This window comes from Pseudomonas sp. DWP2-2 (assembly GCF_049897065.1).
GTDB lineage: Bacteria > Pseudomonadota > Gammaproteobacteria > Pseudomonadales > Pseudomonadaceae > Aquipseudomonas > Aquipseudomonas paracarnis.
The window spans coordinates 69,195-81,039 of record NZ_JAFCVN010000008.1; the positions used below are offsets into that span (position 1 = coordinate 69,195).

General features: G+C 60.0%; 9 protein-coding genes. 1 reads left to right on the top strand and 8 read right to left on the bottom strand.

Annotated elements, in window-relative coordinates:
• The first annotated feature begins 73 nt into the window (after positions 1–73).
• The gene (locus ACP7CZ_RS18325) at positions 74–328 is read left to right on the top strand and encodes a hypothetical protein (RefSeq protein ID WP_072447040.1); all 255 of its coding nucleotides are present in this window, start codon (positions 74–76) and stop codon (positions 326–328) included.
• Between the two features lie 79 nt (positions 329–407).
• Here the strand turns inward: ACP7CZ_RS18325 and ACP7CZ_RS18330 are convergent, their stop codons facing one another.
• From ACP7CZ_RS18330 to ACP7CZ_RS18365, 8 genes are all read right to left on the bottom strand, one after another.
• A complete protein-coding gene (locus ACP7CZ_RS18330; protein ID WP_294160800.1) occupies positions 408–2,666 on the bottom strand; it encodes a TonB-dependent siderophore receptor in 2,259 nt (752 codons plus the stop codon).
• Positions 2,667–3,077: 411 nt separating this feature from the next.
• Positions 3,078–4,049: a peptide ABC transporter ATP-binding protein gene (locus ACP7CZ_RS18335; RefSeq protein WP_003188483.1), complete on the bottom strand. Its 972-nt coding sequence runs from the start codon at positions 4,047–4,049 to the stop codon at positions 3,078–3,080.
• The gene (locus tag ACP7CZ_RS18340; protein WP_034126279.1) at positions 4,049–5,017 is read right to left on the bottom strand and encodes an ABC transporter ATP-binding protein; all 969 of its coding nucleotides are present in this window, start codon (positions 5,015–5,017) and stop codon (positions 4,049–4,051) included. Before ACP7CZ_RS18340 ends, ACP7CZ_RS18335 begins: the two co-directional genes overlap by 1 nt.
• Positions 5,018–5,027: 10 nt before the next feature.
• Positions 5,028–5,939 (bottom strand): ABC transporter permease subunit, encoded by a 912-nt coding sequence (locus ACP7CZ_RS18345; RefSeq protein ID WP_070415410.1) that lies wholly within the window; start codon positions 5,937–5,939, stop codon positions 5,028–5,030.
• A gap of 10 nt (positions 5,940–5,949) precedes the next feature.
• Positions 5,950–6,960: an ABC transporter permease subunit gene (locus tag ACP7CZ_RS18350; protein WP_003171721.1), complete on the bottom strand. Its 1,011-nt coding sequence runs from the start codon at positions 6,958–6,960 to the stop codon at positions 5,950–5,952.
• 75 nt (positions 6,961–7,035) lie between these two features.
• Entirely contained in the window at positions 7,036–8,634 is a 1,599-nt protein-coding gene (locus ACP7CZ_RS18355) for an ABC transporter substrate-binding protein (RefSeq protein WP_294160828.1), read from the bottom strand.
• An 80-nt stretch (positions 8,635–8,714) separates the two neighbouring features.
• Positions 8,715–10,109 carry an OprD family outer membrane porin gene (locus ACP7CZ_RS18360; RefSeq protein ID WP_089041380.1) on the bottom strand — a complete coding sequence of 465 codons (1,395 nt, stop codon included), beginning with the start codon at positions 10,107–10,109 and terminating at the stop codon, positions 8,715–8,717.
• A gap of 171 nt (positions 10,110–10,280) precedes the next feature.
• A complete protein-coding gene (locus tag ACP7CZ_RS18365) occupies positions 10,281–11,834 on the bottom strand; it encodes an ABC transporter substrate-binding protein (RefSeq protein ID WP_371920470.1) in 1,554 nt (517 codons plus the stop codon).
• Positions 11,835–11,845: the final 11 nt, after the last annotated feature.

Below are 11,845 nucleotides of genomic sequence, written 5' to 3' on the forward strand. Positions count from 1 at the left end.
GCGACTAGCGTCAACGCGGGTGGCGGCAAGTTATTGCCGGCAGAATTCATCTATTGACTGGACGGAATCGACCATGGGTATTGTTCAACGCGTAGTGCTATTGATGAAGGTGCTGGTGCTGTTGTCGTTGGGGATGTCGACGGCCTGGGCGCACGCCCCGGTGCATGGCCCAGAGATGGTGGCGAGTAGCCAGATTTCGGACTTGCAGTTGGCCAAGTCCGAAGCGGAGCCCGGCGATAAAGGCCAGGGTGGCAGCGAAGACGATGACGACTCGACCACCGACGAGCCTGACAGCGACGACGCAGACGAAGGCGATAGCCAGACGTAGGCTCGCCAAGGGGGAGCGTTTCAAACAATCAATGCCTTGGAAGGGACCCCCAAGGCATTTTTATTGGCCGCCCTTTTCTTCAGAACGAAGTGGTCACCGACGCGAAGTAAGCACGGCCCGGCTCATTGTAAGTCTGCGCGCCCGCATCCTCGGCGTTGCCTTTGCGCGACAGGCGCTTGTCCAGCAGGTTGTTGATGCCCACCCGCACGCTCAGGTTTTTGCTGAACTCATAGCCGCTGCTCAGGCCCATCAACCCGTACGGGTCGACGTCCTGCTGGGCGCTGCGATCGTAACGGCTGGCGCTGCGTGAGTTGAGCGTCGGTGCTTCTTGTTTGCCGTAATAGGTGCCGCTGACCTGGAATGACAGCTTGTCAGTGGCTTGCCAGTCCAGCGTGGTGTTGATGGTGTACTTGGGGATGATGCTCAAGGGCTCGCCGGTGTCTTTGTCCTTGGAGTCGATCATATAGGTCAGGTTGGTGTTCAAGTCCAAATCATCGCGCAGGCTGACGAACAGGTTGCCTTCAACGCCCTGTACCAAGGCTGGGCCGCTGTTTTCCCACTCCAATACACGTCGGCCGTTGTCCAGACGGAAAGCCGCCTCGTTACTGGCGTTGATCTTGTTCTTGTAGTCATTACGGAAATACGTCGCACTGGTGCGCCAGGTGCCCTTGTCGAAAGCCAGGCCGATTTCCTTGTTGACACTGATTTCCGGCTTCAGGTCCCGGTTGCCCACCAGGTAGCAACCGCCCATGTTGGCTTCGCTGGCGTTGCAGCCATTACCACGGCTGTAGAGCAAATAGTTCGGGTTGGACTGGTACAGGTTGGGGGTTTTGTAGGCGCGGGCAATGCCGCCCTTGATGCTCAGTTCGTCGGTCAACTGGTGCGAGGCATTGAAGCTGGGGCTCCAGTTGCCGCCGTATTCCTCATGATCGTCGAAGCGCAAGCCAGGCGTGATGACGGTTTTGCTGCCCAACTCGATGTTGTTCTCGGCAAACAAGGCGTAGCTCGAGGCGGTGGTCTTGGTGCTGTTGCGGCTGACGCCCGGGATGGCGGGTACGCCGCCGGTGCCCGGGTCATAGCTTTGCGGGCGCAACGAGCCTGGGTCGTTCATCGACTCGTAGAGGTATTCGCTGCCCAGGGTCAGCACCTGTTCGGCACCGACGCTCAGGGGCAGGTTGACCTGCGCAGTGGCCCGGGTATTACGCAAGCGCGATTCGAAACGACCAGCGCTGGCGGAGGGCGCGCCTTCGCCGGAACCGGCCAGGCCTTCGTTTAGACGTTCGTTGCGAGTCAGGTCGTGGGTCAACGAGGCCAGTGTCGAACCCCAATCGAATTCGCCGCGGTGCGTGGCTGAAAAGCTGCTGCGCTGAATCACACTGGTTTCCTTGCCCACCAGGCTTTCCACGAATGCGCCACCGCCGTTGAGCATGGTGTCACCGGCGAAAATATTGCCCTGGCGGCTGTAGCTGGCCTCCAGGTCGAGGGTTTGCTCAGGAGTGAACTGCCAGCTCAGCAAACCATTCACATCTTTATTGCGCACGCCTTCGCGGCCGGCCACCAGCGAGTCCGGGGTCGCCTGCGCTGCGCGGTTGATGTCGGCGTCATCGGCATCGGTCTTGTTCAGGCCGCCATAGACGCGGAACGCCAGGGTGTCGGTCAACGGGCCGCTGAGGTTGAAGTTGGTGCGTTTGCTCGCGCCTTCGGCATCGTTTTCGGGGAAGGCGGTGTAGGCGGTCAGCGAGCCGTGCAGTTGGTCGGTGGGGCGTTTGGTGATGATGTTGATCACCCCGCCCATGGCGCCGGAGCCATAACGGGCAGCAGCCGGGCCGCGCAGGATTTCAATGCGTTCGACTTCTTCGGCCGGTACCCAGTTGGTTTCGCCACGGGTATCACGGTCGCCACTCCAGCCATAACGCACGGCGTTGCGCGAGGTCGACGGTTTGCCATCGATCAGAATCAGGGTGTTTTCCGGGCCCATGCCCCGCAGGTCGATCTGACGGTTATTGCCACGGCTGCCGCTGGAACTGTTGCCGGTCAGGTTCACGCCCGGCTCGCGACGGATGATCTCCGACAGGTCGTTGGTGGGCGGGCGCTTCTTGATGTCTTCGGCAGTGATGATCGACACGCCGGGCGCTTGCTTGAGTTCTTCGGCGGCGGTGCCCAGCACGTGCGTCTCGCCCAGCACCAGAGCTTGGGGCGTGCCGTCCACAGGCAGGTCTGTCGCTTCGATCGGCACCTTGTCGCGTTCTTTTTCCACACTCTGCGCCAGCAGCGCGGGGGACGAAAGGGTAGCGATAAACGCCAACGATAGATGGCTGAGCCTGAATTGAGACGACATGTCCACAAAGTCCTTTAGGAGGGGCGATTGAACGAGAGTCGTCTGAATTTTTTCGTGCATCCAGCGCTCTCCATGCGCCGTAATGGTATTGATTCTCAAACAGAAGTAAATTGCATTTACAATCTATACACTTTCCTTAAGGCTCTGGCTCAATGTTTTCAAGGCTGGCGGCTGTGAAGGGCGAGGTTTAATCGGTATGTTCTTTGTTACAAACGCGCAAAAAAAGCCCCTCCGGCCAGGCTGATGCGCAATCTGGCGGGAAGGGCGATGGAACTCATTGAAACCGCGGCCCCTGTAGGAGCGAGCTTGCTCGCGAAGAACGTATGAACACCGCGTTAAACCAGACTACCCGCGTTATCGTTGACGTCTTTCGCGAGCAAGCTCGCTCCTACAGGAGGAGGTTGTGTTGCTTCAGGCCACGAATTGCTCCGCGTAGTGGCAAGCCACCTGCCGGTTATCCAAAGGACGCAACAGCGGCTCTTCACTGCTGCAACGCGCCGTCGCATACGGGCAACGCTTGTGGAATGCGCAGCCAGGCGGCGGGTTCAGTGGGTTGGGCAGTTCGCCGACGATCTTGATCTTCGGCTTGCTCGGGTCCGGGTGAATGGTCGGCGTGGCCGACAGCAGCGCCTGGGTGTAGGGGTGCAGCGGGCGTGCGTAGATGTCTTCCTTGGGGCCCACTTCCACTGGGCGGCCGAGGTACATCACCATCACATCGTCAGCCACGTGCTGCACCACCGCCAGGTTGTGGGAGATGAACACGTAGGCGGTGTTGAATTCCTGCTGCAAATCCATGAACAGGTTGAGCACCTGCGCCTGGATCGACACGTCCAGTGCCGATGTCGGTTCGTCCGCCACCAGCACTTTGGGTTGCAGCATCATGGCGCGGGCCAACGCGATGCGCTGGCGCTGGCCGCCGGAGAACATGTGCGGGTAGCGCTGATAATGCTCAGGGCGCAGGCCCACTTGCTTCATCATCGCCTGCACTTTCTCGCGGCGTTCGGCGGCGGACAGGTTGGTGTTGATCAGCAGCGGTTCGGCCAGTTGATCACCGACTTTCTGGCGTGGGTTCAGCGAGGCATAGGGGCTCTGGAACACCATCTGCACGTCTTTGCGCAATTGCTTGCGCTGGGCCTTGTCGGCGCCGGCCACTTCTTGCCCGGCGATTTTCAACGAGCCCGACGAGGGCTCTTCAATCAGCGTGAGGGCGCGGGCCAGGGTGGATTTGCCACAGCCCGACTCGCCTACCACGGCGAGGGTTTTGCCGGCTTCCAGCTCAAAAGACACACCATTGAGGGCACGCACGGTGGCATGACCCTTGAACAGGCCGCGGGACACTTCGTAGTGACGGGTGAGGTCGCGGGCGGTAAGTACGACGGCCATTACGCCACCTCCTGGTTCAGCGGGTAGAAGCAGCGGGCAAGGCTGTGGCTTTTCGGATCAAGGCCCGGCCGCTGGGCGCGGCAGGAGTCCTGCACGTACGGGCAGCGCGGCGACAGCAGGCAACCCTGCGGACGGTCGTAGCGGCCGGGCACGATGCCCGGCAACGTGGCCAGGCGCGTTGCGCCGAGGCTGTGCTCGGGAATGGCCTTGAGCAACGCTTCGCTGTACGGGTGTGCCGGAATGTCGAACAGCTGCGGCACCTGGCCGACTTCCACCGCCTGGCCTGCGTACATCACGCACACGCGCTGGGCGGTTTCGGCAACCACCGCGAGGTCGTGAGTGATCAGCACCAGGCCCATGTTCTGCTCTTTTTGCAGGGCCAGCAGCAGTTCCATGATCTGCGCCTGGATGGTCACGTCCAACGCAGTGGTCGGTTCATCGGCAATCAGCAACTTGGGCTCACCGGCAATTGCCATGGCGATTGCCACGCGTTGGCTCATACCGCCGGACAATTGGTGCGGGTAGGCATCCATACGGCTGGCAGCGCCTGGGATCTCAACTTTTTCCAGCAGCTCGATAGCCCGCTTGCGCGCTTGTTTGCCGGACATTTTCAGGTGCAGGCGCAGCACTTCTTCGATCTGGAAACCCACGGTGTAACTGGGGTTCAACGCGGTCATCGGGTCCTGGAACACCATCGCCAGGTCTTTGCCGACAATCTGGCGGCGCTGGCGGTTGCTCAACTTGAGCATGTCCTTGCCGTCGAAGTTCAGGGCGTCGGCGGTGACGATGCCAGGGTGCTCGATCAGGCCCATCAGCGCCATCATGGTCACGGATTTACCCGAGCCCGACTCGCCAACGATCGCCAGGACTTCGCCTTTGTCGACCGAAATGTCGAGGCCATCGACCACCGGCACGGCGGTCTTGTCGCCGAAGCGCACGTTGAGATTCTTGATTTCTAACAGTGACATGGGAATCTCCTCAGGCGGCGTTCTTGAGTTTCGGGTCCAGCGCGTCGCGCAGGCCGTCACCCATCAAGTTGATTGCCAGCACGCTGAGCAAAATGGTCAAGCCAGGCAGGCTCACGACCCACCAGGCGCGTTCGATGTAGTCTCGGGCCGAAGCCAGCATGGTGCCCCACTCAGGGGTTGGCGGTTGTACGCCAAGGCCGAGGAAGCCCAGGGCCGCGGCATCGAGAATCGCCGAGGAAAAGCTCAAGGTCGCTTGTACGATCAGCGGCGCCATGCAGTTAGGCAGCACGGTGATGAACATCAGGCGTGGCAGGCCGGCGCCAGCGAGGCGGGCGGCAGTCACGTAGTCGCGGTTCAGTTCGCCCATCACGGCGGCGCGGGTCAGGCGCACATAGGATGGCAACGACACGATGGCGATGGCGATCACGGTGTTGATCAGGCCAGGGCCGAGGATGGCGACAATCGCCACGGCCAGCAGCAGCGATGGCAGGGCCAGCATGATGTCCATCAGACGCATGATGGTTGGGCCGAGCAAGCGCGGGAAGAACCCGGCGAACAGGCCCAGCAGGATACCCGGGATCAGCGACATCACCACCGACGACAAACCGATCAGCAACGATAGACGCGAGCCCTGGATCAGGCGCGAGAGCAAGTCACGGCCTAGTTCGTCGGTGCCCAGCAGGAACTGCATTTGCCCACCTTCCAGCCACGCCGGTGGTGTGAGCAGGAAGTCGCGGTATTGCTCGCTGGGGTTATGCGGGGCAACCCACGGGGCGAAGATCGCGCAGAACACGATCAGCAACATGAACAGCAGGCCGGCGACCGCGCCTTTGTTCTTGGAGAAGGCTTGCCAGAATTCTTTGTACGGGGACGGGTACAGCAGGCTCTGATCGACTGCTGACACTTGAGTAGGTGTAATCATGGTCATGATCTCAGCGCTGGTGACGGATGCGTGGGTTGGCGAAGCCGTAGAGGATATCCACCACGAAGTTCACCAGGATCACCAGGCAGGCGATCAGCAGAATGCCGTTCTGCACCACCGGGTAGTCCCGCGCGCCAATGGCTTCGATCAGCCATTTGCCGATGCCGGGCCACGAGAAGATGGTTTCGGTCAGTACCGCACCGGCCAGCAGCGTGCCGACTTGCAGGCCGACCACGGTGAGCACCGGGATCAGTGCGTTACGCAGGCCGTGCACGAACACCACGCGGGCTGGCGACAGGCCCTTGGCCTTGGCGGTACGGATGTAGTCCTCACGCAGCACTTCGAGCATCGACGAACGGGTCATGCGCGCGATCACCGCCAGCGGGATGGTGCCGAGCACGATGGCCGGCAGGATCAGGTGGTGCAATGCATCCCAGAACGCGTCCGGCTCGTCGGCCAGCAGGGTGTCGATCAGCATGAAGCCGGTGCGCGGCTCGATGTCATAGAGCAGGTCGATACGCCCGGATACCGGGGTCCAGCCCAGGCTTACCGAGAAGAACATGATCAGGATCAGGCCCCACCAGAAGATCGGCATCGAATACCCCGCCAGGGAGATGCCCATCACCCCATGGTCGAACAGGGATCCTCGCTTGAGTGCCGCGATCACCCCGGCCAACAGGCCCAGGATACCGGCGAACAACAGCGCGGCCATGGACAGCTCCAGGGTCGCGGGGAAGAGAGCGGTGAATTCGGTCCACACGCTGGTGCGGGTGCGCAGCGATTCGCCAAGGTCGCCCTGGGCGAGCTTGCCGACATAGTCCAGGTATTGCGCATACAGCGGCTTGTTAAGGCCAAGGCGCTCCATTGCCTGTGCGTGCATTTCGGGGTCAACCCGTCGCTCGCCCATCATGACTTCTACGGGGTCGCCTGGAATCATGCGAATCAACGCAAAGGTCAGCAACGTGATGCCGAAGAACGTGGGGATCAATAACCCCAGTCGGCGGGCAATAAAACTAAACATCTTGGTGTGTACCTCAATCAGCCGGTTAGGCAGGTCCGGCACCGTCAGCGTCGACGGTGCCGAGCGTTTTTCTTATTACTTCACCTGGGTGGTGGCGAAGTTATTCGTACCCAGAGGGCTTTGGATGAAGCCTTCTACGTTCTTGCGCATGGCGGTGAACAGTTTCGGGTAAGCCATGGGAAGCCATGGTTGGTCTTTTTCGAAGACATCCTGTGCTTGTTCATAGAGCGCGGCCCGTAAGGCCGGTTCCTTTTCCGCACGAGCCTTGTCGATCAAGTCCTGAAACTCTTTGTTACACCAGCGCGCGTAGTTTTCGCCGTTTTTCGCCGCATCGCAACTCAGGTTCGGGGTGAGGAAGTTATCCGGGTCGCCGTTATCACCGACCCAGCCTGCCGACACCATGTCGTGCTCGCCGTTTTTAGCGCGTTTGAGCATTTCGCCCCATTCCATGACTTTGATATTGACCTTCAGGCCAACCTGCGCCAGATCCGCCTGCATACGCTGGGCGCCGAGCATCGGGTTAGGGTTTGTCGGGCCGCCGCCGTTACGGGTGAACAGCGTGAACTCGGTGCCTTCCGGCACGCCGGCTTCCTTGAGCAGGGCGCGCGCCTTATCCAGGTCGCGCGGTGGGTTTTTCAGCTTTTCACTGAAACCCAGCAAGGTCGGCGGATACGGGCCGGTGCCCACGACTGCATTGCCCTTGCCGAACAGCGCTTCGGTATAACCGGCCTTGTCGAACGCGATGTTGATCGCGTGACGTACTCGGGCATCGCTCATGTATTTGCGAGTGGTGTTCAATGCGGTGTAGCTGGTGGTCATCGCCGCCAGTTCATCGACCTTCAGGTTCGGGTCTTTCTTGATGCTTGGAATGTCATCCGGCTTGGGGAACAACGCGATCTGACATTCGTTGGCCTTGAGCTTTTGCAGGCGCACGTTGTTATCGGTGGTGATCGCCAGAATCAGCGGGTCGACCGCCGGCTTGCCGCGGAAGTAGTCCGGGTTGGCCTTGAAGCGCGCCTGGGCATCTTTCTGATAACGATTGAAGACGAATGGGCCAGTGCCGATAGGCTTGGCGTTGAGGTCTTCAGTTTTACCGGACTTGAGCAACTGGTCGGCGTATTCCTTCGAGTGGATTGAAGAGAATGCCATACCCAGGTCGGCCAGAAACGGAGCTTCCGGACGGGTCAAGGTAAAGACGACGGTGTGATCGTCGGTCTTTTCTACGCTCTTGAGCAGTTCCTTGAACCCCATGCTTTCGAAGTACGGGTAGCCCACGAGGGACTTGTTATGCCACGGGTGATTCGGGTCCAGCTGGCGCTGGAAGCTCCAAAGCACATCATCGGCATTCAGGTTGCGCGTGGGTTTGAAATAGTCGGTGGTGTGGAACTTGATGTCGTCACGCAGATGGAAGGTGTAGGTCAGGCCATCGGCGCTGATTTCCGGCAGGTTTTTGGCCAGGGCAGGGACCACTTCAGTGGTGCCGGGCTTGAAGTCCACCAGGCGGTTGAACATGGTTTCAGCGGCGGCGTCAGCAGTCACAGCAGTGGTGTACAGGACCGGGTCGAAACCTTCCGGGCTGGCTTCGGTGCAGACCACCAGCGGTTTGGCCGAAACGCCGATCGCCACGCTCAACAGCGCAGCGGCCATGGCGGCTTGTAGTGGGAGCATTTTCATTCAGAGCCCTCTGCAATCGATGGAGCCAGAAAAGCGTAGGCGGCGGGCTCGTCCTGAGCTCGCCGCCTGCCTGGCGCTAATTAAAGGATGTTGAACGGGATGGTGGTGACCAGACGGAACTCTTTGATGCTGCCGTCGGACTGGAACTCGCTGCCACGGTGCTCAACATAGGTCGCGCGCACGGTGGTGGCTTTGAGCGGGCCGCTCTGCAGCGCGTAAGAGGCGCCTACACCGTATTCCTGGTGCTTCTCGCCGTCCTGGGACTGGATGCCGTCATAAGCAAACTTGGCCCGGCCATTGTTGCCGGTGTAGTGGGTACCGTCGATGTCCCAGCCGCGTGCCGAGTAAGCGTTGAACTTCAGGCCGGGTACGCCGTATTCAGCCATGTTGATGGCATAGGCGATCTGGAAGGATTTCTCGTTCGGGCCGTTGAAGTCAGACGTCAGGGAGTTGGCCAGGTAGATACCGTTGGTTTCGTGCAGGTAGTCGAAGTACTCGTTACCGTTCACTTGCTGGTAGCCGAAGGTCAGGCTGTGTGCCTGGTGAGTCAGGCCCAGGGAGAGGGAGAAGGTATCGTTGTCGATTTCCCCCATCTCTTTTTTGCCTTCATCGACAGTCTTGTAGTAGTTGAAGCCGGTGGTCAGGCCCAACTGCTGCGCGTCGCCCAGCTCGTGGGTGGCGCCGAAGTAGTACTGGTTCCAGAAGTCCTTCACGTTGGCGGCGAAGAAGCTGGTTTTCAGGCTTTTCAGCGGCTGGTAGTTCACACCCAGGGTCGACACTTTGTCGGTTTCTGCGCCATTGCCGTATTCGCTACGGAATTTCGACAGGCTCTGCTCGCTACGTGGCGAAACGCGGTCGAACACGCCGCCCTGGAACGACAGGTTGCTGAATTCTTCGCTGTTGAAGCTCACACCCTGGAAGCTCGAAGGCAGAGCACGGTTGCCGATGGTGTCGACGATGCCGCTGCTGAAGTTCTGGCGACCGGCGGTCAGTGTGGTGTTGGACACGCGGAATTGCACGTTGGCCAGGCCCAGTTTGCTCCACTGGTCTACTGCGTCACCGTTGGAGTCGGCCAGGGTACGGTTGGAGCCGCCTTTGATATCACGCTTGCTGCGATCCAGCACCAGGGCGTTGTACACCGCCACTTCAGTCTTGACCCCTACGGTGCCCTGGGTGAAACCCGAGCTGGCGTTGAGGATGGTGCCCTGCACCCAGTTGGTACGGTTGCGATCGGTCAGGGTCTGGCCGTGCTTCTGGTACGAGAAGGTGCCCCCACGGTATTTGCTTTCATGGGAGTACCAGTTACGCGTGGTGCCGCCCAGGCTGAAATCTTCGATAAAGCCTTTGGCCTCGCTTTGGGCGCTGGTGCCGGCCAGGGTGGTAGGAACGAAGTCCTGGCTTTGCGTTTCAGCGTAGGCGGTGGCCGTGATGCTGCTGATGGCCAAGGCCAGAAGCGCTTTGCTGCTCAGTTTCATGGGTGAAGCTCCTTTGGTTCTCTTTTTTAATGCCGGTCTTTTTGGGTGATCCGGCTATTGGGTGTGGAACTCGTTCAAGCTATTGCAAACGTTTGGCGTAGGAAATTTCCCAACAAAAGCCTGCACGTTTGCCGGGGAGCGTATTTCGCTCCCCGCCATCCGGTTATTTTCTTATGGGTTGATGCTGACGCCCGAGAACACGTTGCGGCCGAAGGGGCTTACCTTGAAGCCTTCGACTTTGGCGCTTAACGGCTGGTTGACCGTCGAGTGCGCGATGGGCGTGATCGGCACCTGCTGCTTGAGCAATTGCTGCGCCTGTTTGTACAGAACAGTCCTTTGTTCGCGGTCGGTCACGACCTTGGCTTGCTTGATCAGCTTGTCGTACGCCGGGTCGCACCACATGGAGTAGTTGTTCCCGCCGATGGCGTCGCAGCTGTAGAGGGTGCCGAGCCAGTTGTCCGGGTCACCGTTGTCGCCGGTCCAACCGATCAGGCTGACATCGTGCTCACCGTTCTTGGTGCGCTTGATGTACTCACCCCATTCATAGCTGACGATCTTGACCTTGAGGCCGATCTTGGCCCAGTCGTTCTGCAGCATTTCCGCCATCAGCTTGGCGTTGGGGTTGTACGGGCGTTGCACTGGCATGGCCCACAGGGTGATCTCGGTGCCTTCCTTGACCCCGGCGGCCTTGAGCAACTGCTTGGCTTTTTCCGGGTCGTAAGCGGCGTCCTTGATGCTGTCGTCGTAGGACCACTGCGTCGGCGGCATGGCGTTGACCGCCAGTTGCCCGGCGCCCTGGTACACAGCATTGAGGATGCTCTGCTTGTTCACCGCCATGTCCAGCGCCTGGCGTACTTCAAGCTGATCGAATGGCTTGTGGCGCACGTTGTAGGAGATATAGCCCAGGTTAAAGCCCGGCTTGGTCAGCAGTTGCAGGTTCGGGTCGGCCTTGAGGGCCTCGACATCGGCAGGGCGTGGATGCAAGGTCACCTGGCATTCGCCGGCCTTGAGCTTCTGTACGCGTACCGAGGCGTCGGTGTTGATGGCGAAGATCAGTTGGTCCAGCTTGACGCGGCTCGGGTCCCAGTACTGCTTGTTGCCCACGTAGCGGATCTGCGAGTCTTTCTGATAGCGCTGGAACACGAACGGGCCAGTGCCGATCGGCTTCTGGTTGATGTCGCTGGGCCGGCCTTGCTTGAGCAACTGCTCGGCGTATTCCGCCGAAAGGATCGCGGCAAAGCTCATGGCGATGTTCTGCACGAACGCGGCGTCGACCGTGTTCAGCGTCATCACCACGGTGTACGGGTCGGTTTTCTCGACCTTGGCGATGTTCTTGTTCAGGCTCATCCCGTTGAAGTACGGAAACTCGGTGGGGTAGGCCTTGCGGAACGGGTGTTCGGGGTCAAGCATGCGGTTGAAGGTGAACAGCACGTCGTCGGCGTTGAAGTCCCGTGTCGGCTTGAATTCCTTGTTGCTGTGGAACTTCACCCCTTCACGTAGGTGGAAGGTGTAGGTCAGGCCATCCGGGGAAATATCCCACTTGGTTGCCAGCCCAGGGACGACGTCGGTCGCGCCTTTTTCGAACTCCACCAAACGGTTATACAAAGGCTCCGCCGCATCGTTGTCGGTAGCGGTGGTGTATTGCGCAGTGTCAAACCCTGCCGGGCTGCCTTCGGAGCAGAACACCAGGCTCTTTTTCTCGGCGGCTTGGCCCATGGTGGCCATGGCCAGCAGGC

Excerpts from the sequence above, each read along its gene's own strand:
- ACP7CZ_RS18330 (WP_294160800.1), bottom strand. The coding sequence starts at position 2,666 with ATGTCGTCTCAATTCAGGCTCAGCCATCTATCGTTGGCGTTTATCGCT.
- ACP7CZ_RS18365 (WP_371920470.1), bottom strand. The coding sequence starts at position 11,834 with ATGGCCACCATGGGCCAAGCCGCCGAGAAAAAGAGCCTGGTGTTCTGC.
- ACP7CZ_RS18345 (WP_070415410.1), bottom strand. The coding sequence starts at position 5,939 with ATGATTACACCTACTCAAGTGTCAGCAGTCGATCAGAGCCTGCTGTAC.
- ACP7CZ_RS18325 (WP_072447040.1), top strand. The coding sequence starts at position 74 with ATGGGTATTGTTCAACGCGTAGTGCTATTGATGAAGGTGCTGGTGCTG.
- ACP7CZ_RS18355 (WP_294160828.1), bottom strand. The coding sequence starts at position 8,634 with ATGAAAATGCTCCCACTACAAGCCGCCATGGCCGCTGCGCTGTTGAGC.
- ACP7CZ_RS18335 (WP_003188483.1), bottom strand. The coding sequence starts at position 4,049 with ATGGCCGTCGTACTTACCGCCCGCGACCTCACCCGTCACTACGAAGTG.
- ACP7CZ_RS18360 (WP_089041380.1), bottom strand. The coding sequence starts at position 10,109 with ATGAAACTGAGCAGCAAAGCGCTTCTGGCCTTGGCCATCAGCAGCATC.
- ACP7CZ_RS18350 (WP_003171721.1), bottom strand. The coding sequence starts at position 6,960 with ATGTTTAGTTTTATTGCCCGCCGACTGGGGTTATTGATCCCCACGTTC.
- ACP7CZ_RS18340 (WP_034126279.1), bottom strand. The coding sequence starts at position 5,017 with ATGTCACTGTTAGAAATCAAGAATCTCAACGTGCGCTTCGGCGACAAG.